At 63.8% G+C, this 26,046-nt stretch carries 18 protein-coding genes and 6 pseudogenes; 9 read left to right on the forward strand and 15 right to left on the reverse strand.

The genetic code is table 11. From position 1 onward, the window contains the following. Positions 1-8: 8 nt before the first annotated feature. On the reverse strand, positions 9-1,328 hold the full coding sequence (locus tag SBI20_RS16855) for a phospholipase A (RefSeq protein ID WP_317976255.1): 1,320 nt from the start codon (positions 1,326-1,328) through the stop codon (positions 9-11). 132 nt (positions 1,329-1,460) lie between these two features. On the opposite strand from SBI20_RS16855, the gene SBI20_RS16860 reads away from it, so the two are divergent. Continuing rightward, positions 1,461-2,216 carry an MgtC/SapB family protein gene (locus tag SBI20_RS16860; RefSeq protein ID WP_317976256.1) on the forward strand — a complete coding sequence of 252 codons (756 nt, stop codon included), beginning with the start codon at positions 1,461-1,463 and terminating at the stop codon, positions 2,214-2,216. 59 nt (positions 2,217-2,275) lie between these two features. Here the strand turns inward: SBI20_RS16860 and SBI20_RS16865 are convergent, their stop codons facing one another. The 4 genes and pseudogenes from SBI20_RS16865 to istA (SBI20_RS16880) all read right to left on the reverse strand — a co-directional run. After that, positions 2,276-3,559: an O-acetylhomoserine aminocarboxypropyltransferase/cysteine synthase family protein gene (locus SBI20_RS16865; RefSeq protein ID WP_317976257.1), complete on the reverse strand. Its 1,284-nt coding sequence runs from the start codon at positions 3,557-3,559 to the stop codon at positions 2,276-2,278. Between the two features lie 124 nt (positions 3,560-3,683). Then, the gene (locus tag SBI20_RS16870) at positions 3,684-4,064 is read right to left on the reverse strand and encodes a hypothetical protein (protein WP_317976258.1); all 381 of its coding nucleotides are present in this window, start codon (positions 4,062-4,064) and stop codon (positions 3,684-3,686) included. 157 nt (positions 4,065-4,221) lie between these two features. Continuing rightward, a pseudogene (istB, locus tag SBI20_RS16875) lies at positions 4,222-4,722 on the reverse strand (IS21-like element helper ATPase IstB); the annotation flags it as partial. Further along, positions 4,711-6,039, reverse strand: a pseudogene (gene istA / locus SBI20_RS16880) (IS21 family transposase); the annotation flags it as partial. The pseudogenes istB and istA (SBI20_RS16880), both read right to left, overlap by 12 nt. Before the next feature lie 100 nt (positions 6,040-6,139). Here istA (SBI20_RS16880) and SBI20_RS16885 point away from each other — a divergent pair. Beyond that, a pseudogene (locus tag SBI20_RS16885) lies at positions 6,140-8,284 on the forward strand (Tn3 family transposase); the annotation flags it as partial. 33 nt (positions 8,285-8,317) lie between these two features. Here SBI20_RS16885 and istA (SBI20_RS16890) read toward each other — a convergent pair. The 4 genes and pseudogenes from istA (SBI20_RS16890) to SBI20_RS16905 form a co-directional block, all read right to left on the reverse strand. Next, positions 8,318-9,067, reverse strand: a pseudogene (gene istA / locus SBI20_RS16890) (IS21 family transposase); the annotation flags it as partial. A 267-nt stretch (positions 9,068-9,334) separates the two neighbouring features. Then, on the reverse strand, positions 9,335-9,736 hold the full coding sequence (locus SBI20_RS16895; RefSeq protein WP_317976259.1) for a type II toxin-antitoxin system VapC family toxin: 402 nt from the start codon (positions 9,734-9,736) through the stop codon (positions 9,335-9,337). Further along, entirely contained in the window at positions 9,733-9,969 is a 237-nt protein-coding gene (locus SBI20_RS16900; RefSeq protein WP_317976260.1) for a type II toxin-antitoxin system Phd/YefM family antitoxin, read from the reverse strand. Before SBI20_RS16900 ends, SBI20_RS16895 begins: the two co-directional genes overlap by 4 nt. A 104-nt stretch (positions 9,970-10,073) precedes the next feature. After that, on the reverse strand, positions 10,074-10,874 hold the full coding sequence (locus tag SBI20_RS16905) for an alpha/beta fold hydrolase (protein ID WP_317976261.1): 801 nt from the start codon (positions 10,872-10,874) through the stop codon (positions 10,074-10,076). A 121-nt stretch (positions 10,875-10,995) separates the two neighbouring features. Here SBI20_RS16905 and SBI20_RS16910 point away from each other — a divergent pair, with 121 nt between their 5' ends. The 6 genes from SBI20_RS16910 (at position 10,996) to SBI20_RS16935 (ending at position 19,137) form a co-directional block, all read left to right on the forward strand. Beyond that, positions 10,996-11,874 carry a LysR family transcriptional regulator gene (locus tag SBI20_RS16910; protein ID WP_317976262.1) on the forward strand — a complete coding sequence of 293 codons (879 nt, stop codon included), beginning with the start codon at positions 10,996-10,998 and terminating at the stop codon, positions 11,872-11,874. A gap of 136 nt (positions 11,875-12,010) precedes the next feature. Further along, positions 12,011-12,637: an RNA polymerase sigma factor gene (locus tag SBI20_RS16915; protein ID WP_317976263.1), complete on the forward strand. Its 627-nt coding sequence runs from the start codon at positions 12,011-12,013 to the stop codon at positions 12,635-12,637. Next, positions 12,624-13,604 (forward strand): FecR family protein, encoded by a 981-nt coding sequence (locus SBI20_RS16920; protein ID WP_317976264.1) that lies wholly within the window; start codon positions 12,624-12,626, stop codon positions 13,602-13,604. The genes SBI20_RS16915 and SBI20_RS16920 overlap by 14 nt, the downstream gene beginning before the upstream one ends. A gap of 127 nt (positions 13,605-13,731) precedes the next feature. Then, on the forward strand, positions 13,732-16,572 hold the full coding sequence (locus SBI20_RS16925; RefSeq protein ID WP_317976265.1) for a TonB-dependent receptor: 2,841 nt from the start codon (positions 13,732-13,734) through the stop codon (positions 16,570-16,572). A gap of 26 nt (positions 16,573-16,598) precedes the next feature. Beyond that, a complete protein-coding gene (locus SBI20_RS16930; RefSeq protein ID WP_317976266.1) occupies positions 16,599-18,254 on the forward strand; it encodes an alkaline phosphatase D family protein in 1,656 nt (551 codons plus the stop codon). Between the two features lie 118 nt (positions 18,255-18,372). Next, positions 18,373-19,137 (forward strand): IS6 family transposase, encoded by a 765-nt coding sequence (locus tag SBI20_RS16935; protein WP_317976267.1) that lies wholly within the window; start codon positions 18,373-18,375, stop codon positions 19,135-19,137. A gap of 66 nt (positions 19,138-19,203) precedes the next feature. Here SBI20_RS16935 and mobA read toward each other — a convergent pair. From mobA to SBI20_RS16965, 6 genes and pseudogenes are all read right to left on the reverse strand, one after another. Continuing rightward, positions 19,204-19,314 (reverse strand): annotated as a pseudogene (mobA, locus tag SBI20_RS16940) (molybdenum cofactor guanylyltransferase); the annotation flags it as partial. Then, positions 19,311-20,144: a formate dehydrogenase accessory sulfurtransferase FdhD gene (gene fdhD, locus SBI20_RS16945; RefSeq protein ID WP_317976268.1), complete on the reverse strand. Its 834-nt coding sequence runs from the start codon at positions 20,142-20,144 to the stop codon at positions 19,311-19,313. The pseudogene mobA and the gene fdhD, both read right to left, overlap by 4 nt. Before the next feature lie 49 nt (positions 20,145-20,193). After that, entirely contained in the window at positions 20,194-21,015 is an 822-nt protein-coding gene (locus SBI20_RS16950) for a family 1 encapsulin nanocompartment shell protein (protein ID WP_317976269.1), read from the reverse strand. Position 21,016: 1 nt separating this feature from the next. Next, the gene (locus tag SBI20_RS16955) at positions 21,017-22,069 is read right to left on the reverse strand and encodes a Dyp-type peroxidase (RefSeq protein ID WP_317976270.1); all 1,053 of its coding nucleotides are present in this window, start codon (positions 22,067-22,069) and stop codon (positions 21,017-21,019) included. A gap of 51 nt (positions 22,070-22,120) precedes the next feature. Further along, positions 22,121-22,315, reverse strand: a pseudogene (locus SBI20_RS16960) (F0F1 ATP synthase subunit beta); the annotation flags it as partial. 33 nt (positions 22,316-22,348) lie between these two features. Then, positions 22,349-22,942 (reverse strand): recombinase family protein, encoded by a 594-nt coding sequence (locus tag SBI20_RS16965; protein WP_067407130.1) that lies wholly within the window; start codon positions 22,940-22,942, stop codon positions 22,349-22,351. Positions 22,943-23,081: 139 nt separating this feature from the next. On the opposite strand from SBI20_RS16965, the gene SBI20_RS16970 reads away from it, so the two are divergent. Next, positions 23,082-26,039, forward strand: a complete 2,958-nt coding sequence (locus SBI20_RS16970) for a Tn3 family transposase (protein ID WP_317976271.1) — start codon at positions 23,082-23,084, stop codon at positions 26,037-26,039. The last annotated feature ends 7 nt before the right edge of the window (positions 26,040-26,046 follow it).

Consider the following 26,046-nt stretch of genomic DNA (forward strand, 5'->3'; position numbering starts at 1 on the left):
GGCCTGCCCTACCGGACCAGCGCCAGACCGATACGCACGCGCGAGGTATAGCGGTTGTAGTCGAGCAGGTTCTCGCCATAGCCGGTGAAGGTTTGCAGATAGAGGTAGAAGTCCGGCCCGCCGCCCAGCAGGCGGGGGAGGGGATAGGACACGTCGGCGTTGAACGCGCCCTTGCCCGTGGCGAAGTTGAGCCGCGCCGTGGTCGACAGGCGCAGGCCGTCGTCCTTGCCGATTTCCCAGAACAGCCCGGCATTGCCGCGATAGCGGATGATGTCCGGGTTGTCGGACTTGTCGCCGATATAGACCGAGACGCGCGGCGAGACGGTCATCCGGTAGCCGCTGCCCAGGGGAATCGCGGCCATGGGCGCCAGATAGAAGCTGTTGATGCTGCGCGAGGCGGTGCCGTCGCGGCCATTCGATTCGTGGCGCAGGCCAACCTGCCCGCCCAGCGCGATGCCGTTGTTCAGCACGAACGAGGGCGTGATATAGATCAGCTCGGGCTGGAAATCGATGTTGTGGAACGGCGAGGACGCGGCGCTCAAGTCCCACAACATCCGCTGGGTATAGGCAAAATGCAGGCCCTGGCGCCAGTCGGCAGGGCCCTTGCCCACCGCGCTCGATCCGAACAGCTTGTACTTGAAGCTGATCTGCAAGCGCGCATCGGTGCCCGGACCATAGACCGCATAGATCGGCTGATAGACGGACAGATTGTCGAGAAAGGCATTGCCGACCCTCTCGTCGGTGGGCGGCGGCGCGGGCTGCCGGGCCGGTTCGGAGACGGGCAGCACATCGGTTGAGGGGGCGGGGGCGGCAGCTTGCGCAAGGGCCGTGGTTTGCTCCGGGAGGGGGGGCTCGTTCCCGGCCAACCGGGTGGGCGGCGCCACCGGCAGGGCGGCCGGCGCTTCGATCAGCACCGTCTGCGTGGACCAGGCCGGGATGGTGAGCATGGCCCCAACCTTGGCCTCATGCCCCGAGAGGCGATAGCGCGCGGCGGCAAACTGGTGCGCGGCGATGGCCAGCGTGGAGCCTGCGGTATCGGCCCGCACGAGCATGACGGTATGGGGCCCGTCGCTGTCGGCGACGCGCGCTTCGATCCGGTCGGGCAGGATGATGCTGTCGGCCTGCTCGCCGGTGTTGAGCAGGCGCAGGTCGACGATGACGCTGTCGCGCCCGGTTTCGCTGCGGGCGGCGCCATCGTCTTCCGTCTGCCGCAAGGCCCCTCCGACGAGCACTTCGATATGCGAGGCGGCCATCGCGGTGCCGGGCATGGCCGCCAGGGCGAGCGAAACGAACCCGGTGGCACGGGTCTTGAGGGAAAAGAATACCATGGGGGCATTCTATGCTGTCCTGCGCGCGGGTCTACCATCTGGATGGGCAAGTCTGTAGAAAGGCGCGTTTCCGGTGGTCCCTGCCTGCACTTGCGTGTTCACAATTGGCGAGCGGACGGCTACCGGGCGGGCATGACGATGCCTGCCCATGCCCTTCCCGATCCCTCGACTGTCGCGGCGCTTTTCGATGTCGATCTGGTGGGATGGCTCACCAGTTTCATCTGTCTTGCCACCGCCTTCGTGCTGGGGATGCTGATCGGGCTCGAACGGCAATGGCGCCAGCGCACCGCAGGCCTGCGGACCAATGTGCTGGTTGCGGTGGGGGCGGCGGCCTTTGCCGATCTGGGCTTGCGGATGGCGGGCGCGGACGGGGGAATCCGGGTCATTTCCTCGGTGGTTTCGGGCATCGGCTTTCTGGGGGCCGGGGTCATCATGAAAGAGGGAACCCACGTGCGCGGGCTCAACACGGCGGCCACCTTGTGGGCCAGCGCGGCGGTCGGCGCCTTTGCCGGTGCGCGCAAGCCCGCCGAGGCCGTGCTGGTGGCGATCTTCGTGCTGGCGGGCAACACCTTGCTGCGCCCGCTCGTCGATGCCATCAACCGCCGCCCGATAAACCCCGGCGAGACCGAGGCGCTCTATCGCGTGCATGTGGTGTGCCCGGCGGCAAACGTCTCGCAGGCGCGCGACCTGCTGTTCGAAGTGCTGGGAATGCACCACTATCCCATCCGGGAAATCGAGACCCTGTCCGACAGGGACGCGCAAGTCGAACTGGCGGCCATTCTCGTGCCCACGACCGCCAACCCGGCAGACATGGACGCGATGACCGCGCAGATCACGCGCCATGATACCATCACCAGCGCAACATGGTCGGTCAGCGCCACCAATTGACCGCCCGCCCGCCCGGCTGTCAGGGCCCGAAAGGCTGACAGCCGGGCGGGGCAAGCGTTTCAGACCGCTGCGAGCGCCTGTTCGAGGTCGGCGGACAGGTCGTCGAGATGCTCGATCCCCACCGAGAGCCGCACCATGCCTTCGGAAACCCCGGTGCTGGCCAGTTCTTCGGCGTTCAGCTGGCGGTGCGTGGTCGAGGCGGGGTGCGTGGCCAGCGACTTGGCATCGCCGATATTCACCAGGCGGGTGAACAGTTGCAGCGCATCGAGGAAGCGTGCGCCCGCCGCGCGCGGATCGGGCTCATCGGCTTTCAGGTCGAACGAGACGATCCCGCTGGCCTTGCCCGACAGATACTTGCCCACCAGCCCGTGATCGGGGTGATCGGGCAGGCCGGCATAGTTTACCGAGGCGACCTTGGGATGGGCCTGCAACATGTGGGCGATTGCCAGGGCATTGTCGCAAATGCGGTCCATCCGCAAGGCGAGGGTCTCGATCCCTTGCAGGATCAGGAAGGCGTTCATCGGCGAAATTGCTGCACCCATGTTGCGCAGCGAAACCACCCGCGCCCGCCCGATGAAGGCCGCCGCCCCCAGGGCCTGGGTATAGACCACGCCCTGATAGGAGGGATCGGGCTGGTTCAGCCGGGGAAAGCGGTCCTTGTGCGTGGCCCAGGGGAACCGGCCAGAGTCCACAATCGTGCCGCCCACGGAATTTCCGTGCCCGCCCAGGTATTTGGTCAGGGAATGCACGACAATGTCGGCCCCATGCTCAAACGGTCGGCACAGATAGGGGCTGGGCACGGTGTTATCGACCACCAGCGGCACCCCGTGGGCATGGGCCAGCGCGGCCAGCGCCTCGAAATCGGTGATGTTGCCCAGCGGATTGCCCACGCTTTCACAGAACACCGCCTTGGTCCGCCCGTCGATCAGCGCGGCAAAGGCCCCTGGATCGCGCGGATCGGCAAAGCGGACCTCGATGCCCTGTTGGGGCAGCGTATGGGCAAAAAGATTGTACGTGCCGCCATAGAGCGTGGTGGACGAGACAATATTGTCGCCTGCCTCGGCAAGCGTCTGGATCGCCGCGGTGATGGCCGCCATGCCCGATGCCAGCGCCAGCGCGGCAATGCCGCCTTCGAGCGCGGCGACGCGCTGTTCGAGCACATCCTGCGTCGGGTTCATGATGCGGGTATAGATATTGCCCGCCACCTTCAGATCGAACAGATCGGCGCCATGCTGCGCATTGTCGAAGGCATAGGACGCGGTCTGGTAGATCGGCACCGCGACGGCGCGGGTGGTGGGATCGGGCTTGTAGCCAGCATGGACGGCAAGGGTTTCGATTTTCAAGGCATCATCTCCGGTTCTGCCGACGCCGCTGGCCGTGCGGCGTCTTCTGGCCGTTGTGTGCGGACGAAGCAGCACATATCGCGATAAATGTCTACAATATTGGTAGTCTATGGCGCGGGCGCGATCATTCGTCAAAGCGCATCGGGTCTGCCGGGGGGCGATCACGGGCGCCCTCGATCACCTCATGCTCCGCCTGCGTCAGAGGCAGCGGCTGCCAGATCGCGGAGAGAGCCTGGCCGGCGGGCACGTGATCGCCGGGCGGGGCGGGCAGGGCATCCTGCTCTTCGGATTTCAGCGTGCGCGCGATCCTGGCGAGAAGGGTGCGGCTGCATCCGGTGGCATCCATCACCTCGCGCCAGCTGCGCCCGTGACGAAGCATCGTGGCGATGGCCGCATTGCGCTTCTTGTTTTCGGGGCGCCCCTTGTACAGGCCCCTGACCTTTGCGCGCGCGGTGCCCTCGAACTGCCGGCGCCGGCGATCCTCATAGTCCTTGCGCGCTGTCAACACCGGGATAAAAACGGGCCAGGCACCGGTTTAAAAAGGGGCCAGTTGGGTTGAATAAAAAGCCCCATGGTTGAGGCTGGACAGCATCGGCAGCGGGGAAGCGGCTGTAGCGGAGCGGAAGCCGATTTCCCGCTGCCGATGGCCGCCTTTTGTCAGATCATTTTGCCTCCCCCTTGTCCTTCTGGCGCTTGCGGCTGCTGGTGAGGCGGAAGCTGTCACCATTCATCTCGAGGATGTGCACGTGGTGGGTCAGGCGGTCGAGCAGGGCGCCAGTCAAGCGCTCGGACCCGAACACCGATGTCCATTCATCGAAGGGCAGATTGCTGGTGATCAGCGTGCTGCCGCGTTCATACCGCTGGCTGAGCACCTCGAACAGCAATTCACCGCCCACTGCGGTGAAGGGCACATAGCCCAGCTCGTCGAGGATCAGCAGTTTCACCGAGGCCAGATGCTTTTGCAGGCTGCGCAGTCGCCGTTCGTCGCGCGCCTCCATCAAGTCATGGACCAGCGCCGCAGCGGTGGTGAAGGCCACGCTGTGCCCCTTCTGGCAAGCGGCCAGTCCCAGCGCGAGGGCGGTGTGGGTCTTGCCGGTACCGCTGGGGCCCAGCGCAATGACATTGCGCTGCCGCTCGATCCATTCTCCGCGCGCCAGTTCCACCGCCCATTCCACCAAGGGTTGCTCAAAGCGCTCGCATAGCCGCAGCACCTGGATGAACTCGCGCCGTCCTTCCTTGCCACTGCGGGCCTCCATCAACCGGCGAATGCGATGCATCGGTTCGGCCAGCACCCAGCCATCGAGCGGCGCCGCCTGATCAAGGGCACGCGGCTTTTGCTCCAACAGCGCCAGATAATGCAGCGGGTTGGCGATGAAGTCCTCACGCTCATAACTGCGCGGGTGCACCGCGATCTGCTCCCCGCCGCAGATGATGGAAACCCGGTCGACATAGCCTTTGATCACAACCTCTTGGTGGGCATAGGCCGTTGGCACCGAGTAATCATTAGTGCGATAGCGCACCAGCGCCATCGACGAGGCCCGCCCCGTCACCATATGGCAGGGATCAAATGGCACCGTAGGCAGTGGCATGAAGGCCGTCAGATCAGCCACCAGCCTGTCCCCGATGCTGTGCTCATGCCCACGCAAGATGGCCTGCCTGCGCTCCACGCATTGTTCGAGGAAGCGCGCGTTCAGCGCATCAAAGCTGGGCGCCTCCGGCCTTGGCACCATGAAATGGCGCCGGGAGTAGCCGACCAGCCCCTCAACCTTGCCTTTGTCATTGCCCTTTCCCGGGCGGCCAAACTTGTCCGCAAACAGGTAATGGCTTTGCAGCGTGGCGAACATCCGGCTGCGCTCGCGCGTCCCGTCGCCCAGGATCTGCGCCACCGCAAGCTTGGTGTTATCATACAGGATCGACTGCGGGACGCCGCCAAAGAAGGCGAAGGCGGCCACATGTCCTTCACAAAAGGCCTCGGCCACCTCGGCAGGATAGGCCTTGATGAACGGCGCATCGCTGTGCGGCAGATCCATGCAGAAATAGTGGAACCGCACCAGCTTGCCGTCGATGATCCCGTCCGCCTCGCCGAAATCTACCTGTGCGTGCCCCGGCTTGTGGCTCAGGGGTATGAACACCTCGCGGCTGCGCAGCTTGGCCCCCGCCACATAATCGCGGACAATGGTGATGCCACCGGTGAAACCATGCTCATCGCGCAAACGCTCGAAAATGCGGGCGGCAGTGTGTCGCTGCTTGCTGTGCACCTTGCGGTCATCCACCAGGATCTGGTCGATGATCTCGGTATATTCCGCCAGCTTGCGGCTGTAGGTTTGCCCACTCCGGCCATGCGCCCCCGGTTCCGGGAAGCACAGCATCTTGTCTACGGTCTTGCGGTTGATCCCAAAATACCGGGCAGCAGCGCGACGGCTCATCCCGTCAATCAGCACGGCGCGGCGGACCTTCTGATAAAGCTCCACTCTCTTCATCCTCCACCCCCGCACAAAAGCAGGGGTCTAGCAGGACTGGCCCATTTTTAATCCGGTGCTACCGGCCGATCCGTGGCCCCTTTTATTCCCGGTGTTCTCACGTGTGACCCGGCTTCGCCGGCAGGGCGAGCGCTATTACGCCGACGGCATGCGTGATCTGCACGAAGACAGGCGGCTTGCGATCCTCGCTGTCTGCACCCTGGAATGGCGGTCATCGCTGGCCGATGTCATCGTGGAGACCCACGATCGCATCGTAGGCCGTCTCTATAGGGCCTCCGAACGCCTTTGCAGCACCAGGATCGCCGATGAAAAGGCGGCCGTTCGGGACACGCTGAAGTCGTTTGCCGAAATCGGTGGTGCTTTGCTTGGAGCGCTGGACGATGGCGCGGCCCTGGACGGGATAATCGCCACCGGGCCTGGCTGGGAACGGTTCAGAACCCTTGTCGCCACGGCCTCCGCGCTGACCAACGTGCTCGCGGCCGACCCGCTCAGCCGTGTGCTGGACGGCTATCACCGCTTCCGCCTCTACGCGCCAAGGATGCTGCGCCTGCTCGACATGCAGGCGGCGCCGATCGCCAAGCCTCTTCTGACGGCTGTCGCGCTGCTGCGGAGCGGGATCAAGGCCGATCCTCCGATGGATTTTCTGCGTCCCAACTCCAAATGGCATCGCCATCTTCGCGCTGAGCCCGCCGGCGACTACCGGCTTTGGGAAATCGCGGTGCTGTTCCACATACGCGACGCCTTCCGGTCGGGCGACATATGGCTGCCGGGATCGCGCCGCTATGGCGACCTCAAGCAGATTCTGGTCCCGCCACAGGCGATAGAGCAGACCGCGCGGCTTGCCGTGCCGCTACGGCCCGGTGAATGGCTGGCCGAGCGCAGGGCTCAACTGGATACACGGCTGAAGGAGCTTGGCCGCGCGGCGCGAACCGGCACGATCCCAGGCGGCATCATCGAGAACGGCAAGCTTCACATCGACAAGCTGAAGGCCGACACGCCCGAAGGGGCCGAGGATCTCGTGCTCGATCTCTATCAACAGCTCCCGCCCGCGAGGATCACCGATCTGTTGCTGGAAGTTGATGAGCGAACCGGATTTTCCGAGGCGTTCACGCATCTGCGCACCGGCGCGCCCTGCAGCGACCGAATCGGCCTGATGAACGTGTTGCTGGCGGAAGGCGTCAATCTCGGTTTGCGTAAGATGGCGGCGGCGACCAACACGCACAGCTTCTGGGAATTGCTGCGGATCGCGCGCTGGCATGTCGAGGGCAGCGCCTATGATCGGGCGCTCGCCATGATCGTGGAGGCCCACGCCGCCCTGCCCATGGCCGCCTTCTGGGGACAAGGGCAATCGGCATCCAGCGACGGGCAGTTCTTCCTTGCTACCGAGCAGGGCGAGGCGATGAATCTGATCAACGCGAAATATGGCAACGTCCCGGGCCTCAAGGGATACAGCCATGTGTCCGATCAATATGCGCCGTTCGCAACCCAGGTGATCCCGGCAACGGTCAGCGAGGCTCCCTATATCCTGGACGGGCTGCTCATGAATGACGCGGGCCGCCGCGTTCGCCAGCATTTTGCCGACACGGGCGGTTTCACCGATCATGTGTTCGCCGCCTGCGCCTTGCTGGGCTACAGGTTCGCACCCCGTATCCGCGATCTCCCTCAGAAAAGGCTCTATGCCTTTACGCCGAATGCAACCCCCGCCAATGTGCGAGCGCTGGTCGGCGGCAAGATCAATGAACCGCTCATCGAGCGCAACTGGCCCGACATCCTGCGCGTCACGGCGACGATCGCAGCGGGGATCGTCGCCCCCAGCCAGATTCTTCGCAAACTCGCCTCTTACCCGCGTCAGAATGAACTGGCCCTGGCATTGCGCGAGGTCGGCCGCATCGAGCGCACCCTGTTCATGATCGACTGGATTCTCGATGCCGGCCTCCAGCGCCAGGCTCAGATCGGTCTCAACAAGGGCGAGGCCCATCATGCCCTCAAGCGCGCCATCAGCTTCCACCGCAGAGGTGAAATCCGGGACCGATCCGGCGAAGGGCAGCATTATCGCATCGCCGGCATGAACCTGCTCGCCGCCATCATCATCTTCTGGAACACCATGAAACTCGGGGAGGTTGTCGACAGCCGCGCCGTGGACGGCATCGTCGTCCCGCCTGATCTCCTCGCCCATGTCTCGCCACTGGGATGGGAACACATCAACCTAACCGGCGAATATCGCTGGCCTAAATCCTTAGCGTAGGATTCCGCCCCCTCCCGCAAACGCCCCCTTCAGCACCTGGTTCTCGACCTGCCCCTTCTCCCAGCCCGCCGCCGGCGTGCAGGCCACCGGCTCAATCCGATGGTGGTCCATCATCACCAGAAAGCGCCGGTTGAAGGCCCGATCCTTGCCAGCGAACACCGCTGTCACCGCCGTCTTCATGTTGTCGTAGATCCCGCGCAGCGCCACCCCGCCGAAAAACTCGAACCCCTGGACATGGGCGTCGAACACCATCTCCTGCGTCTCGCGTGGGTAAATCCGCCGAAATGCCATGCGCGACCAGCACAGCCGCATGTAGGCGACCTTCACCCGCATCGGCTTGCCGGCGATCTCGAAGTCCTCATGGCTCCAGTCGAACTGGTAGGCCTCCCCCGGGGCAAAGCTCAGCGGGATATACAACTGGCCGGGATCGACGAGTGCGCCGCCACGGCGTTCGCGCTTCCAGCGGGCCGCATAGCGACGCACAGCATCATAGGAACCGCCAAAGCCATCACGTTGCAGCAGATCGTGGATCCGGCTCAGCCGCAGCCGATCCCGCTTCCCGGCGCGCTCGTTGGCTTCCAGAAATCCTTCGAGCCGTTCGGCGAACCCGCCAAGCTGAGGCCGGGGCTGCGCTGCCCGCCGATACGAAAACTGTGCGCTCTCCGCCCGGATCGCCTTGCGGATCGTGTTCCGCGACAACCCCATCTCGCGCATCAGCGCCTTGATCGATTTACCCCGCCCGTGCTCACGCCGGATCTTCGCAACCGTCTCCACCACCAACATCCCCGCCCTCGCCGTTCGTATGCACAAACGGACAGCCTCAAACATGCCCAAGGGTGGGGTCAATTTTAGACGCCGATTACCCCTCAAACGGGGTCAATTTTGCACGCCGGTCTACAGGCATAGCGCGGATCGCAAGCCAGACAGCCAGATCAGCAGGTATCCCATTCCTCTGTGCCTGAAAAGATGGGGCTGCAATTGCAGAATAACCTGTGCCCCCTGTTCCCGAACGATGGATGCATCCGGGAACAGGGACGGCCCTGCGCTTCGTCACCAGACCAGTCCAGGCCATTTCGGCATGCCGGCCAAGGCGTTGAACGCGGCATCGGTGGAGACCAGCACCAGCCCCCGCGTGATCGCCGTTGCGGCAATGATCCGGTCAAAGGGGTCGCGGTGATCCCATGTCATCGTGGCCGCAAGCAGGCTCGCCTCCGGTGAGACTTCCATCAGGCGCCCGCCCTGCTCCTGCGCCAGGGAAATCAGCCGGTCGAGAAACGGGGCCATCTCCGGCCATTTGCCCAACCGGACTTTCTGGCCGATCTCGAACAGGCTGATGGCACTGATCGAGACGGTTTCAGCCTGTTCGATCGCGGCGATCGCGGGGGCAGACAGGCGGGCATCCCCCGTCATGGACCATGCCCAGGCGTGCGTATCGAGCAGGAGATGCTTCACGCGTCTCCACCCTCCCAGAGGGCCAGTTCGGCATCATCCATAGGCTCGAAGAAATCCGGCCCCGGACCTGCGATCTGGTCCTTGAGCATCCCGATCCTGAATTGGCTGCGCGGGAAGGGGACGATCTTGACCACCGGCTGCTTGCCCTTGGCAATGACAACCTCCTCTCCGGCCAGAACCGCCTCGATCAGCTTGGAGAGATTGGTTTTTGCGGCATGGATCGTGACTTGCATACGGATGCCCTTAGCTAAGCTAGCTATACTTAGCCCATTTGACGGTTCCCGCCTAGCCCCTTCTGCAAAAGCCGGGCCCGGCAGCCCGTTTCATGCCGGGAAAATCAGGCCGCTTCGAGCCATGTGCGCAACAGCGCCGTGGTGTCCTCGGGCCGTTCGAGCGCCGACATGTGGCCGCATTCGGGCACCAGATGGAACGTCGATCCGGCAATCGCCGCGTGCATTTCGCGCGCGTGGGACACCGGGGTCACGCGGTCATCCTCGCCCACCACGATCATCGTGGGCACGGCAATGCCGGGCAGCACATCGGAAAAATCGGGCCGGTTGAGGATGGCGCTCTGCTGGCGCAGGAAGGCTTCGCCACCCACGCGCGAGGCCATCGAGCGCATCTGCTGGCCCACTTGCGTTTCCATCTGCGAACGGTGGATCAGGTTGCCCAGCAGCCCATGGGTGATCCCCACGAACTTGCCGCGCTTGAGCGATTCCATGCCGGCGCGGCGCTGGGCGGCGCGTTCGGCGGTGTCGGCGCGGGCGCTGGTGTTGACCAGGGCCAGACGCGTCACGCGTTCGGGCGCCTGCCGCATGATTTCCAGCGCGACATAGCCGCCCATCGACAGCCCGGCGAGCGAGAAGCGGGCGGGCGCGGCCGCCAGCGTGCGGCGGGCCATCGCCTCGACCGTATCGTCGAGCGTGAGGTTGGCGATCATCGGCGCGCAGACATCGGCCAGCGCCTCGACCTGGTTTTGCCACAGGCTCTGGTCACACAGCAGGCCGGGCAGGAAAACCGTGGGTTCGAGTTGGGGCTCCTGATCGTTTGCCGGATTGGGCCCGGCGCAAGGCGCGGCCTCGGACAGCGAGGGCGAAAAGGACGGATAGGCCGAAGAAAGCATGGTGGAACTGTGCATTGTGAACCTCTGGGTTAACCTCCGGCGCCGATTTGGGCTTGCACAGTCCATTTGTCCAATACACGAAACAGGCTATTGTCATATGCTTTGCATATGGCTTTGCAGGAGACAGGGCGTGGAGTTGAGGCAGATCCGGTATTTTCTGGCCGTCGCCGAAGAGAGCAACTTTACCCGCGCCGCACACAGGCTGGGGATCAGCCAGCCCCCGCTCAGCTTGCAGATCAAGGCGCTCGAGGAAGAACTGGGCGCGCAACTCTTTCACCGCATCCCGCAAGGGGCCGAGCTGACCATTGCGGGCAAGATCCTGCGCGACCGCATCGCGGCCATCCCCGACCTGATCGCGGCGGCCGTGCGCGACACCCAGCGCGCCGCCAAGGGCGAAACCGGGTCGTTGCGCGTGGGCTTTACCGGCTCGTCGGCCTTCAATCACCGCGTGCCCAACACGATCCGTGCATTCCGCCGCAAGTTTCCCGAAGTCGAACTGAGCCTGAGCGAGAACAATTCGCAAGGGCTGGTCACCGCGCTGCGGGCGGGCACGCTCGACGCCGCGTTCATTCGCCCGACCGCGATCGACCGCACGGGCCTGCGGATCTATCCGCTTGAGGAAGAGCCGCTGATCGTGGCGCTGCCCTCCTCGCGCGCGCCCCCCAGCGACCCGGTGCGCCTGATCGATCTGGCGCAGGACCCGCTGATCGTCACCCCGCGCAGCCTCGGGCCGACCCTGTTCGATGAAACCGTGGCCTTGTGCCGCCGGTGCGGGTTCGAGCCGATCATGGGCCAGTCCGCGCCACAGGTCGCCTCTGTCCTCGCGCTGGTGGCGGCTGAAATCGGCTTTGCGCTGGTGCCCGGCACGATGCGCGAAACCGCCCTTCTGGGCGTGAATTACTATGCACTCGAAGAAACCGCTACGGTCACGCTGGCCCTGGCCATCCGCTCGGAAGAACACGCCCCCGCCGTGCTGGCCTTCACCGCCGAAAGCCGCTTCCCCGAACCGGGTTGACGCCTCAGGTAAGGGCGGGGGGCCTCTTTCCCATGGCATTGGCCCATGAAAATCAGGGGGATTGTCATCAACCTGTCTTGCAAATGCGGCTTGGGGGCAAGGCCCGGACGGGGGCTGAGTTGCATGGGGCGCAGGGGTGTCCGTACAGGATTGTCGCGAGGACAGGGTCCGCTGGATCGCCTCGCAGATATTGCCGCATGAGGCGGACCTGCGGGCTTGGCTCCGACGGACCTTGCGCGATCCGGGTGACATCGACGATGTCATTCAGGAAGCCTATTGCCGTCTTTCCGAACTGCCCGATCATCGCCATATCCGTAGCGGGCGGGCCTATCTGTTCGCGACAGCCCGTTCGATCGTGATCCACAACGCCCGGCGCCAGCGCAGCGGCGCGGGCGAGGCGGCAGAGACCGCGCAGATCGTTGAAATCGTGGCCTTGCCCGATGAAGCGCCCTCGCCCGAGCAGGAAGTGGGCGCGCGGCTGCAACTGCGCCGGGTGCTCGATCTGATCGCGGCCCTGCCGCCTGCCTATCGCCACGCGCTGGAAATGCGGCGGCTTCACGGTCTTTCGCAAAAGGAAACTGCCCTGCATCTTGGCGTGACGGAGAAAGTTGTCGAGAACAATGCCTTGCGGGGCTTGCGCCTGCTGATGAAAATGATGGCCAGTGGCGAGGACAGCCCGGCCAACCGCCCCCCCGAAGCCAGAGACGAGCCTGCCCTTCATGTCCTCCCCGTCCATGTCCTCCCCAGCCATGTCCACCATTGACGACATCGCCAGTGCCTGGGCCATGCGCAGCGAGGCCGGTGGGCTCGATGCGACGGGGCAGGCCGAACTGGACGCCTGGCTTGGCGCAGACCGTCGCCATCGTGGCGCATTCGTTCGTGCGCAGGCCATTCTCAGCCTGCTCGACGCCGCGCCCGCTGCGCCCCGTGTTGCAGACAGGGATGGGGCGGATGAGGGAGAACCTGATCCGGCAGGGCCGCGCGGGCGGGGCTGGCGGAACTGGCCGGGCTGGGCCAAACCGGTGGGGGCCGGGGTTCTGGCGGCCATGGCGGCCTCGCTGGCGCTGTTCCTCGCCCTGCCGGCCGCACCCGATTATGCCACCAAAGTCGGCGAGCAGCGACAGGTCAGGCTGGCCGATGGCTCGCTTGCCGCGCTCAACACCGACAGCCAGCTCGATGTCGCCTATTCCACGGGGCGGCGCGACCTGACCTTGCGACAGGGCGAGGCCTGGTTTCAGGTTGCCCATAACGCGGCGCGGCCTTTCGAGGTGCATGTCGGGCCGGTCCATGTCCGGGCGACAGGCACGGCCTTTTCGGTGCGCCGGGCCGACAAGGGGGTGTGGGTCGTCGTCACCGAAGGGCGCGTGCTGGCGTGGGTCGATGGCGCGGGCGGCCAGCCTGTCGCCATTGCCCGTGGCGACGGGGCCTTGCTGAGCACTGCGCCGGGCACCGGAAAGGCCAGCCCCGTGGCGCGGATGAAGGTCGATGTCGATCAGGCGCTGGCATGGCGGCGCGGCGAGATCGGGCTGGACGGGGAAACCGGGCTGGAAGCAGCCGAGGAATTCAACCGTTACAATCTCCGCCAGATCCGGATCGTCAATCCGCGTGCCGCGCAATACAGGCTGGTGGGATATTTCCAGATCCACCAGTCGCAGGAGTTTGCGCAAGCCTTGTCGCAATTGACGCAGGCCAGTGTGTCGCAAAATGGCAATGAAATTGTCATCGAATAGAAACACGATAATTTATAAATTATTTTTCCAAATCTGAGGGAATTGCAAAATTGGCGACTCTTCCTGTTCAACAACAGGTGGAGGTTTCATGTTTTCGGTTTCGCGTACTTCGAAAGGTGCATGGGGCGTGGGGCTGGTGGCCCTGGCCGGTGCGGCATTCGCGCCGGTGGTGGCACAGGCCCGGACGGCATCGCTCGACGTACCTGCCCAGCCCGCCGCCGCCGGGATCCAGGCCTTTGCGCGGCAGGCCGGGGTGCAGATTCTGGTGGGCAAGGGGCTGACTCGGGGCAAGCGCACGAATGCGGTGAAGGGCACCCTCGATATCGGCGCGGCGCTGGGCCGCTTGCTGTATGGAACCGGCCTTGAGGTCGTGGCGACGAGCGGTACGGTGATCACGCTGGGGCAGCGCGACCGTTCCAGTCAGGCCGGCGCAGTCCAGGCAACCCACCCGCGCGACATGATCCTTGTCGAGGCACGGCGCGTGCCCGTGCGCATGACCCGCCGATCCACCGCTGTCGTCGATGCCGTGCGCTACGACGACGTGTCGACGCTGGCGGGCAGCGATGGCTCGGTCGTCGAGCAACTCGTCACCCTGCCGGGCGTGACCGGCATCGAGGAAGGCGATACCCCGCGCTTCATCTCGATCCGCGGCATCGCCGCCAACCTCAACGCCACCACCATCGATGGCCTCTCGATTGCCTCGATCGGTTCGGACGGCGATGGGTCGCGACAGGTGAACCTGCAACTTCTGCCCTCGAACATGAGCGCGGGAAACGAGGTCTACAAAAGCTTTACCCCCGAACTGCCCGGTGACGCGATTGGCGGTGTCGTCAACATCGCCACGCGCAGCGCCTTCGATCACGACGGCCTCTACAAGGTGCTCGACCTAAACGGCATCTATTCGACCTATCGCGGGCCCGCGCCGATCAATGCCATCACCGGCGCAGGCACGCACTGGGGGCAGGGGATCAAGGGCGTGGTCAGCGACCGGTTCGGGCCGGGCGGGCAGTTCGGGATCGTGCTGTCGGGCGAATACCAGAAGCGCATCCGCAATTCCTCGAAGTACTGGCAGGGGACCAAGTATTTTTTCAGCGATGCCGGCAAGAAGCTGACCGGGCCCGACGACCCGAACTGGAACGGCCTGGTTGTCCCGTATGACCAGCAATATTCAAGCTATACCAACACATTGCGTTCGTATGGCGGGTCCGCCAAGCTGGAATGGCAAGCGCCTGACAACAGCCTGTATGCCTCGATCATGGGGTTCGGGCGGCGGCGCTATGAAGATTCCACCATGAACAAGCAGGACTATTACACCAAGAGTTCCATTTCCGGCCAGACCGGGGATGGCGGGCGCCAGCAACTCAATTCGATCTATACGCGCTATCGCCACGACAACTGGAACCGGGGCCTGTATGGTGTGATCGGCGATCTGGCCTGGACATCGGGCAAGGGCATTCTCGAAATCCGGGGCGGCTTCAACAAGGCGCTGTATGACAACCACCAGCATTCGATCGTCGCGCGGGCCTATCCCAAATCGGCCTACATCACATATGCCACCAACGGCGGGATCGGCGACCTGCCCTATGTCACCTCGCTGAGCGATGCCAGCGCGCTCGACCCGAAGAAGACCGCCTACAGCCTGAGCACCGCCTACGACATGTCTCGCGTGGCGCGCGAGGACATGGGCAATGCCCGTCTCGATTATACCTGGAATGCCCAGGAAAACGATCGCGGCATGGGTTTTGCGGTCGGCGTGGAATGGCGCAACCTGATCTTGCGGCGGAACCTCGACGAAACCGAATACAAGACCGGCATGAACATGAAGGACTATCTCTTCACGCCGGAATACACCGCGTTGGGGGCCCTCGGGCCGATGCCGTGGATCGATTACCACTTCGTCGACACGATGCCCACGCTGGCGGTGGACAAGACCAGTTCGGCCTATGACAGCTTGATTTCCGACTATCGCTACAGGGAAACGACGATCACCCCCTATGCCTCGCTGCACTACCGGACGAACAGCTTTGCGCTCGTCTGGGGGCTGCGCTTCGATCATACGCGCTTTGCCGCCGATACCCCCGATGTCTCGGGCGGGACGATTACCGGCATGGCGCGCAACAATGGCGGCTATGATTTCATGCTGCCCTCGCTCTCGGCCGAGTACAAGCTGGCCCGGCGCACGATCCTGAGCGGCTCGATCAGCCGCACCATCGGCCGCCCCACCCCCGGCGACGTGGCGCAGGCGCGCAGCGTGAGCTGCGGCGAGGCCGATGACGGCAGCACCGGCTGCACGATCAGCCAGGGCAACCCCAAGCTCAAGCCGCGCCGCGCGACCAATCTGGACCTTACGTTCACGCAAGGGTTCCATGGCGACAAGGGCCTGATCGGGGTGAGCGTCTTTGCCAAGTGGATCGCCGACGACATCTACGACCTGACCAGCTACACCACGCTGGAAGATACCACCTACAAGGTCAGCCAGCCCCTCAACGCCTCGGGCTCGCGGATCTATGGCATCGAGGCACGGGCCGAGAACAAGGGCATCCGCCTTGCAGGCCAGAAGTTCGACCTGTTCGCCAACATGACCTGGATGCAGGGGCACATGGATGCCCGCAGCGACACCGGCACGCGCAGCATCGGACACATGCTCTACCAGCCCGAATATCTGGCCAATGCGGGGGTGACCTGGCACACGCCCTTCCTCAGGAGCGCATTTACCGCCCGCTACAACTATCGCGGCAAGTATCTGGAAAGCGTGGGCGCCTCGCCCTGGCTCGATGAAGGCCGCGCCGGATATGGCACGCTCGACCTCAGCCTGACGCAGAAGGTCACCTCTTTTGCGACCCTCAAGTACGAAATCTACAACGTGCTGGGGGCCAAGCCGAAGTGGCTGATCGGCGAGCGACTTCAATATGCCACCGAAGTCGACAACTATGGCCGCAGCGTCTTCGTCCACCTGATCATCCGCTGATCCTTCCCCAGAGGCACACCAGTTCCATGCGCCCTTTCGATCGACGTCATGCCCTTCACCTGCTCGGTGCCGGTTCCATCAGCCTTGGCACTTCCATAGGCCTTGCCGGGGGCTGGCCGCTGGCCGCCCTCGCGCAGGAAGGCGCCATGCCTCGCAACCTGCTGGCAAACCCGCGGTTCGGGGCCGATCCGTTCACGCTGGGGGTGGCCTCGGGCGATCCGGCCAGTGACGGTTTCGTGCTCTGGACCCGGCTCGCGCCCCGACCGCTCGAACCCCTGGGCGGGATGGAGCCAAGGCCTGTCGCGGTGCGCTGGGAAGTGGCCGGGGACGCGCGCTTCCAGACGCTCGTCGCGCAAGGCGAGGCACTGGCCCATCCCGAACTGGCCCACTCGGTCCATGTCGAGGTGGCCGGGCTGGCCCCCGATCGCCCCTACTGGTATCGCTTCCGGGTCGGGCGCGAGGAAAGCGCGGTGGGACGCACCCGGACGCTGCCGGCCCCCGGTGCCCGCGTCGAACGCCTGCGGTTCGTGGCCGCCGGTTGCCAGCACTACGAGCAGGGCCTGTTCACCGCCTGGCGCCACATTGCACAGGAGCCGGTGGATTTCGTGTTCCACTATGGCGACTATATCTACGAGAGCGCCGACCACGGCGCGGGCCCGTTCAAGGCCAATGGCCGCACCTATGACGAAGTGCGCCGCCATGTCGGGGGCGAGATCTACACGCTCGACGACTATCGCCGCCGCTACGCGCTCTACAAGTCCGACCCCGATCTTCAGGCCGCCCATGCCGCCGTGCCGTTCTGGATGAGCTTCGACGATCACGAGGTCGACAACAACTGGGCGAGCGACTTCGATCAGGACGGCACGCCCCCCGAAGCCTTCGCGTTCCGCCGCGCGATGGCCATGCAGGCCTATTACGAACACATGCCCCTGCGCCGCAGCGCCATGCCGCAGGGCAGCCACATGCAGATGTATCGCGGCGCGCGCTATGGCGACCTGCTCCACGCGTTCGTGCTCGACACCCGCCAGTATCGCGACGACCAGCTTTACGGCGACACGCTCGCCCCGCTCGGCCCCGAAGCCTTTGCCCAGCGCAGCATCATGGGCGCGGCGCAGGAACGCTGGCTCTACGATGGCCTGGCCGCCTCCGACACGCGGTGGAACCTGATCGCCCATCAGGTGATGGTGATGAACCTCGACCAGCGCAAAAGCCCCGCGCCGGGTGCCGTAGCCGGGGGCACGCCCACCTATTCGATGGACCAGTGGCCCGGCTACATGGCCAATCGCCGCCGCCTGCTCGACTGCATCGACACGCACTGCAAGGGCAATGTCGTCAATGTCACGGGCGATGCCCACCGCCACTATGCCGGCGACCTGCTCCAGGACGAAGGCGCGCCGGGCGCCGAGGGCAAAGTGATCTCCAGCGAATTCCTCGCCACCTCGATTGCCTCGGGCGCGGATGGCAAAGGCGATGACGACGCCTACAGCCGCCAGGTCCGCGCCGACAATCCGTTCCTCAAGGCCACCACCGACAAGCGCGGCTACCTGCTGTGCGACATCATCCGCAAGGAGTGGACCGGCGACCTCAAGGTTGTCGACAAGGTCACGAAGCCGGGCGGCAAGCTCTCGACTTATGCCCGCTTCATCATCGAGAACGGCCGCCCCGGCCTCAATCGCGGCTAGGCGGCCGGATCATGCGGACATCGCATGTGCCTTCGTTGCGCGTCACGGTCACGGGCTCTGTTGCAAACTCTGATGCGGTTGCCAAGGTTGGGCCCTTGGATTGGTAAGGTCGGTTGTGATGGACGATTTCAAAGGGCGGCATTTTACCGGCGAGGTCATCCTATGGGCGGTCCGCTGGTACTGCCGGTACGGCATCAGCTACCGCGATCTCGAGGAAATGCTGGCGGAACGTGGCATCGATGTCGATCACACGACCATCTATCGCTGGGTGCAGCGCTATGCGCCGGAGATGGAGAAGCGGTTGCGTTGGTTCTGGCGGCAAGGCTTTGATCCGAGCTGGCGTCTGGATGAGACCTACGTCAAGGTTCGGGGCAAATGGACCTACCTGTACCGGGCGGTCGACAAAAGGGGCGACACGATCGACTTCTTCCTCTCGTCGACCCGCAGCGCCAAAGCCGCGAAGCGCTTTCTGGGAAAGGCCCTTCGCGGGCTGAAGGGCTGGGAGAAGCCAACGAAACTCAACACCGACAAGGCCCCCAGCTACGGCGTCGCAATCGCCGAGTTGAAACGAGAAGGGAAGCTCGCCCTGGAAACCGAACACCGGCAGGTAAAATACCTGAACAACGTGCTCGAGGCCGACCATGGCAAGCTCAAATTGTTGATCAAGCCCGTGCGTGGTTTCAAATCGATGCCGACAGCCTACGCCACGATCAAGGGCTTCGAGGTCATGCGCGCCCTGCGCAAAGGGCAAGCCCGGGCATGGTGCCTGCAGCCAGGGATCAGGGGAGAGGTGCGTCTGATCGAAAGAGCATTTGGCATTGGCCCCTCGGTCATGACCGAGGCCATGGACGTGCTCAATCAGCATTTTGCCAATGCTGCCTGATCCCCAGACGGGGTGACGCTGCCCGGCCGTCACCAATGTTTGCAACAGAGCCCGATAATGCACTGAGGCCAATAAAGCATGATCGAGCAGTTCACGGCCGGTGAGGGTCGCATGCGCCTTATCAGACCCGAAGCGGCTCGATTTTCCGCCGGCCAGGACAACGCCCAGCGTCGTCATTCGATATTGCCCTGGTCGTCGTTGACGATAAGAGCGGAATCAGTCCTTGCCAATGTAACGAGCGTGAGGCCTGCCTTTACCGCTCGCTCGACGGCGAGGCTCGTCGGCGCGAAAATGGTGACCAGCATCGGGCAACCCGCACGAACCGTCTTTTCCACGAGTTCATAGCTGCAACGCGCCGTAAGCAGGAAGAAGCCAGTACCCGGATCGATGCCTTCGGTGGCAAGCGCCCCGATCAGCTTATCGAGCGCGTTGTGCCGTCCGACATCCTCGCGGACGCGCAAGATCGCTCCGTCGGGCGCGCAGAACGCGGCGGCGTGGACCGCGCCGGTCGCACGCCCCAGCGGCTGATGGTCGCGCAATGCGCCAAGGGCGCGCGCTATCCCGTTCCGGTCGGTGGTAATATGGGCTTCGACCCTCGGCAGTGGCCGGAGCACCTGCTCGATATTTTCCATGCCGCAAATGCCGCAACTGCTTTCGGTAACGCGTAGCCTGGCGCGTTCGAAGGCTCGGTCGGCGCGTTCGGCGGGCAAAGCGATGCGCGCCACCATCCCGCCATCGACCTTATGAATGTCAATCGAGAGAACCTGTTCCGCCCGCTCGATGATCCCCTCGCTTAAAGCGAAGCCGAGAGCATAATCGCGAAGATCGGCCGGAGTCGCCATCATGACGGCATAGCCGATGCCGCAGACCTCGATCGAAACGGGCGTCTCCAGTGGAATGCTGCGCAGCAGCGCACTGTCGCCGAGCTCGGTAAAGCCGAGCCGGCGAACTGCGAGATTGACGGTCTGTAGCCTCGGCATTGGCGTTATACCTTGTTCAGACACCATATTGTGGATCGTTCCCTGATCATTTGCGAAAGCCCCGGCCGGCCCAGCCTTAAGCTGCGGCTGGTGTCGCCGTCGGAGGATTGAGGACCACCGATGCCTCGGAAGTCTGCGTCTGATAGGAGAGCGTCTCCTGCAGGTAGAGCTCGACCGTCTCGCTGTCATGGCTGAGATAGCCGATCGACAGATCCTGCCCGAGCGTGAGCTCGAAATCACCGCCACGCGTCGTGACCACGACGCCGCCTTTGACGGCCGGGCTCCAGATGATCTCCTTGTCGACGAGTTTCTGGATGTGCTTCCACACCGGATAGCCGTCGTCGCTGCCGCCGGTGAGAGCCGTATAGGGGTCAGCCCCGAGCAGGAGGGCGTAAGGGCCGTTCACGCCGGCGAGACGGAGTTCGTTGACGGCCCGCTCAATGATTTCGGGATAGACGCGAATATCGGCGGGCAGCGTCAGTTTCTCATTGCTCGAAACCTGGCGGATGCCCTGGATGCCGACGGCCTCATAGCCCTCGACGACAACATGATCTTCGGCAAAGGCAATGGTCTTGGCCGCGTCCTTGAGCGGCTGCCAATCGGAATTGTTCGAGCCGCGCTCAACATCGTCGATCGCCTTGCGCGTCAGCTTGAAGGGGACACGCAGCTCGATAACGGGCTTGATCTCGCGCTTCGCGACCTTGAGGCCATCGCAGAGCGGAGCAACATCACTCGTGTGGCCTGTTCCGACCGCGGACAAGTCAAAGCCCTGCGGCCCGATCACGTCGACAAGCTTGCGGGCGGCGAGGTAGCGCTTGAGCGTGCGTGTCGCTTCATCTTCGATCTGAGCCCAAGCCGCTGCCGAGATGGGAGCCAGTTCACGGTGGAGATTGTTCATGTCAGTCCTCATCCTTCAAAGATCCGATACCGAGGGAGGTGCGCCCCTTCGTTGCCAGCCCATCGACGGCGGGCGTCGGCGTGTCCATGACACTGGGCGGCGGGGCCGATGTAACCGGCGTCACATCGTCCAGAAAACTGGCCGTCGGCACAAAGAACAGCGTGCCGGTCACTGCACGGCTGAAGTCCAGTATCCGATCGTAATTGCCGGGCGGGTTGCCGGCGAACATGTTCTGTAACATGCGCTCGGTCCGGCTCGGAGAGCGCGCATAGCCGATGAAATAGGTTCCGAATTCGCCCTTGCCGACATCGCCGAACGGCATGTTATCACGCAGGATATCGAGCTGGTTGCCATTCTCGTCCTGGATGACGTTGAGCACGTTGTGCGCGAAGGGCTGCTTCTTGCTGTCTTCGATCTCGATGTCCGAGAGCTTCTTGCGACCGATGATCCCTTCCTGCTGCTCGACCGGAACCGCGTTCCACTTGGGCAGGTCGTGGAGATATTTCTGGACGATCACATAGCTGCCCCCCGAAAAATCGGGGTCTTCCGAACCGATGATCGCTGCTTCGGTTACCGCCCGGCCCGTCGGGTTCTCGGTCCCGTCAACGAAGCCAAGCAGATCCCTCTCGTCGAAATATTTGAAGCCGTGGGTCTCATCGACAACGGTGATTGCGGCGCGCAAACGATCCATGATCTGGAGCGCAAGCTCGAAGCACTGGTCCATCTGAGTGGCGCGGATATGGAAAAGCAGGTCACCGGGTGTCGAGACCGCATGATGCACCCCGTTGATTTCTCGGAAAGGATGCAGCTCCTTCGGTCGCGGGGTACCGAAAAGACGGTCCCACGCCTCAGAGCCAAATCCCATGACGCAGGAGAGGCCGCCCTCGAGATCGCGAAAGCCGACCGCGCGAACGAAAGCTGATAGATCAGCGCAGAATGCCCGCACGGCATCTGCATGTTCGCTGCCCTCATTGATTGTCGCCACGAGGAATATCGCTGAGCGCGAGAGTTTCGCCGCGACTGGTTGACTTTCAATGTTTTCAATGGCGTCCACAAATTCACTCCCGTTGGGCGGTAGATCGGATCGATGCCGCTGCTGTGCCCTTTACTCTTCCGCCAGGCTCTTGGCTTTCTCAAGCGCTTCGTCGATCGTGCCGACCATATAAAATGCAGATTCAGGAAGCGCGTCGAACTCGCCGCTGCACATCCTCTGGAAGCCTGAGATCGTGTCGTCGAGCTTGACGAACCGACCAGGCGTCCCTGTAAATACCTCCGCGACGAAAAACGGCTGGGATAAAAAGGGGTGACTACACGAAAGTGACGTATCTGCACGCTAAGGGTGAACGGATCGGGAACGCTTGGGCTTTGCGTCCTTCTCCGTGGCTTCGAGGGCTTTGTAGAGGGCGGTTTTGCCGATCTTGAGGCGCGCGGCGGCTTCGCGAACGGTGAGGCCGGAAGCGATATGATCGCGTGCCTTGCGGAGCTTGTCGGGTGTGACCACTGGCCGACGCCCGCCGGGACGGCCTCGCTCGCGAGCAGCCTTGAGGCCGGCATGGGTGCGTTCCCGGATCAGATCGCGCTCGAATTGGGCAAGCGAGCCGAAGATGTTGAACACCAGCATCCCGCCGGAAGTGGTGGTGTCGATGTTTTCGGTGAGCGAGCGGAACCCGATGCCGCGCGCCGCCAGCTCGCCGACTTTCTCGATCAGATGGCTCATGGAGCGGCCAAGACGATCGAGTTTCCAGACCACCAGCGTGTCACCGCTGCGCAGATAGGCGAGCGCTTCGGTCAAACCAGGCCGATCGGCCTTCGCCCCTGATGCGTGATCGTTGAATATACGGTCGCACCCGGCATTGTTCAGCGCGTCGAGCTGAAGCGAGAGCTTTTGGTCTGCGGTCGAGACTCGCGCATAGCCGATCAGCGCCACAGACTGTCCGATCCTGTCCGTTTTCCCGTCATTATGCAATCTTGTCCGAATCGCCGTTGCAGGTCCAGAGTTAACGGACATATTCCTGTTGGCCGCCAGAGGACCGTCTGCCGGACACGCAAAGCGAAGGAGATGATGCTTGGCGAGACGGCGACTGGTGAGCCCGGAAATCTGGGCGGGGCATTATGGCGCGCCGCTCGATGAGCGCGAGATCGCGCGTCATTATACGCTGACCAGCGACGACCTGGAAATTGTCGGCCGCCGTCGCGGCGATGCCACCCGGCTCGGCTATGCGCTGCTCATGCTATATATGAGATGGCCTGGCCGTGCGCTGGAAGCGGGCGAAGTCCCGCCCACTCCTGTGCTCGCCTATGTGGCGCAGCAACTCGGCGTCGCGCCGGCAGCCTTCGCGGATTATGCCCATCGGGACCAGACCCGTCGCGAGCATCTCGTCGAAATCCGACGATCGCACGGGTTCAGGATTTTTGACCGCCAAGCGTTCCGTGACGTTGTCGCCTTCTCGATCCCAATCGCGCAGACCATCATCCACCCCGGCCAGATGGCAGGCGTCATCGTCGATGAACTCCGACGTCGGCAGATCCTCCTGCCTTCCTCGTCGATTCTCGAAGCGGTGCTGCGGCAGGCGCGCCAGCAAGCCGAACAGCTTACCTATGAAGTGCTCACAAATGGCTTGCTGCCCGACACCCTTCAAGGCCTGGACGATTTGCTGGCCCGACGACCGGGGCAGGCCGCGACATGGCTATCCTGGCTGCGCAATGCGCCACAGTCGCCGGCAGCGCGCAACATCCTGCGCCTGATCGAACGGCTCGCCTATATCCGCGCGCTGGGCCTCGATCGCGCCCGTGCTGACATGATCCCGGCTTTGACTTTTGACAGGCTGGCGGACGAAGGCAGCCGCATCACACCCCAGCACCTTGGCGAACTCAATCCCCTGCGCCGGCATGCGACGCTGGCGGCAACCGGCATCCGCCTTGAGGAAAGCCTGACCGACGCGGCGCTGACGATGTTCGATAAACTGTTAGGCAGCATGGTGCGCCGCGCCGAGAACCGGACCCGCGACAAAGCCCTCAAGACGGTGCGCGAGTTGCAAGGTCATCTCCGGATGCTCACGGGCTCTTGCCGCCTCCTCATCGACGCGCACACCAAGGGCGTGGATTCGCTGGCGCAGATCGAGGCGCTGGACTGGCAGCGCTTCGCCGTGGCCGTCGAGCAGGCCGAAGTGCTCGGGCGACCGGAAACCGTCGATCGCACCGCCGAGTTGATCGAGCGGCATCGCACGGTGAAACTTTTTGCCGGCCACTTTCTCAACGCCTTTGAATTTCGCGGCGCCGGTGCGGTGCAGGGTCTCCTGTCGGCGCTGGCCATCATCGCGGAGCTATACCGGACCGGCAAACGGCGCTTGCCGGATCGCGTGCCGCTGCGCTTTGTGCCATCCTCATGGCGGGCGTTCGTCCTGCGGGATGGCATCGTCGATCGTGCCGCTTATGAACTATGCGCCTTGTCGCAACTGCGCGAGCGGTTGCGAGCTGGGGATATATGGGTCGCGGGAAGCCGGCAGTTTCGCGATTTTGACAGCTATCTCATACCGCCGGCGACCTTTGCGGCGCTTCGCGAGAAGGGGCTGTTGCCGCTCGCCATCGAAACGGATTTCGATCACCATATCGAGGAAAGGCGCACCAGGCTCGACACGGCGATCGAACAGGTGACGGTCCTCGCCCGACAGGGCGAGCTGCCTCAGGTCAGGCTTGACGAAAACGGCCTCGTCATCTCGCCGCTGAAAGCGGCAACACCGCCCGCCACCGAGATTGCCCGTCGCGCCGCCTATGATCGACTGCCGCGCGTGAAGATCACCGATCTTCTGCTGGAGGTCGATGCCTGGACTGGGTTCAGCGAATGCTTCATCCATCGTCGTTCGGGCCGGGAAGCCGACGATCGCAATGCGCTGCTCACGGTCATCCTCGCCGATGGCATCAATCTCGGCCTCACACGCATGGCGGAAACCTGCCGGGGCGCAAGTCTGCGCCAGCTCGCCCATCTTCACGACTGGCACATCAGCGAGGCAGCCTATGGCGAAGCGCTGGGAAGGCTGATCGACGCCCATCGCGCCATGCCGCTCGCCGCGCTGTGGGGAGACGGCACCACTTCGTCGAGCGACGGACAGCAATTTCATGCCGGGGGCCGTGGGGCCGCGATCGGCGATATCAACGCGCGCAGCGGCAACGAACCGGGCGTCGCCTTCTACACCCATGTCTCGGATCGATATGACCCCTTCGCAAGTCGGGTGATCGCGGCAACCGCTGGCGAAGCGCCCTATGTGCTGGATGGCTTGCTGTATCACCAGACCGGCCTGACGATCGAGGAGCACTACACCGATACGGGCGGGGCATCGGACCATGTATTCGGCCTCATGCCCTTCTTCGGCTACCGCTTCGCACCGCGCCTGCGCGACATCAAAGAGCGTCGTTTGCACCTTCTTCCGGGCCAGGAATCCGGCCCTTTGCTTACCGGCATGACAGCCGAGCCGATCGCATTGGGTCATGTCGCGACGCATTGGGACGAACTGCTGCGGTTCGCCACGTCGATCCGCACCGGCACCGTCACTGCTTCGGCGATGCTGCGCCGCCTGTCCGCCTATCCGCGACAGAACGGACTGGCCCTCGCGCTACGCGAACTGGGCCGCCTCGAACGCTCGATTTTCATGCTCGACTGGCTGCGCGACATCGATCTGCGCCGGCGCACCCAGGCGGGCCTCAACAAGGGCGAGGCCCGCAACGCGCTCGCCCGCGCGATCTTCTTCAACCAGCTAGGCGAACTGCGCGATCGTCGGTTCGAGAACCAGACCTATCGTGCCTCCGGCCTCAATCTGCTCGTCGCCGCCATCATCTTGTGGAACACCCGCTATCTCGAAATGGCGCTGGCGGACATCGGCACGCCCGATGAGATCGCCCGCCACATCGCACCCTTGGGCTGGGAGCATATTTCGCTGACCGGTGATTATAGCTGGAATGTCGATGATCGGCCCGATCCGGATGCGTTGCGACCGCTGCGCGCCGTCAGCTCCCTGTTAGCCGCATGACGTTCGC

Source organism: Novosphingobium sp. IK01 (assembly GCF_033242265.1).
Classification (GTDB): domain Bacteria; phylum Pseudomonadota; class Alphaproteobacteria; order Sphingomonadales; family Sphingomonadaceae; genus Novosphingobium; species Novosphingobium pituita.

What these genes read in the sequence shown, in the direction of transcription:
- SBI20_RS16855 (WP_317976255.1), bottom strand. Translation starts at nt 1,328, where the DNA reads ATGGTATTCTTTTCCCTCAAGACCCGTGCCACCGGGTTCGTTTCGCTC.
- SBI20_RS16860 (WP_317976256.1), top strand. Translation starts at nt 1,461, where the DNA reads ATGACGATGCCTGCCCATGCCCTTCCCGATCCCTCGACTGTCGCGGCG.
- SBI20_RS16900 (WP_317976260.1), bottom strand. Translation starts at nt 9,969, where the DNA reads ATGCAAGTCACGATCCATGCCGCAAAAACCAATCTCTCCAAGCTGATC.
- SBI20_RS16905 (WP_317976261.1), bottom strand. Translation starts at nt 10,874, where the DNA reads ATGCACAGTTCCACCATGCTTTCTTCGGCCTATCCGTCCTTTTCGCCC.
- SBI20_RS16920 (WP_317976264.1), top strand. Translation starts at nt 12,624, where the DNA reads ATGTCCACCATTGACGACATCGCCAGTGCCTGGGCCATGCGCAGCGAG.
- SBI20_RS16930 (WP_317976266.1), top strand. Translation starts at nt 16,599, where the DNA reads ATGCGCCCTTTCGATCGACGTCATGCCCTTCACCTGCTCGGTGCCGGT.
- SBI20_RS16935 (WP_317976267.1), top strand. Translation starts at nt 18,373, where the DNA reads ATGGACGATTTCAAAGGGCGGCATTTTACCGGCGAGGTCATCCTATGG.
- fdhD (WP_317976268.1), bottom strand. Translation starts at nt 20,144, where the DNA reads ATGGTGTCTGAACAAGGTATAACGCCAATGCCGAGGCTACAGACCGTC.
- SBI20_RS16950 (WP_317976269.1), bottom strand. Translation starts at nt 21,015, where the DNA reads ATGAACAATCTCCACCGTGAACTGGCTCCCATCTCGGCAGCGGCTTGG.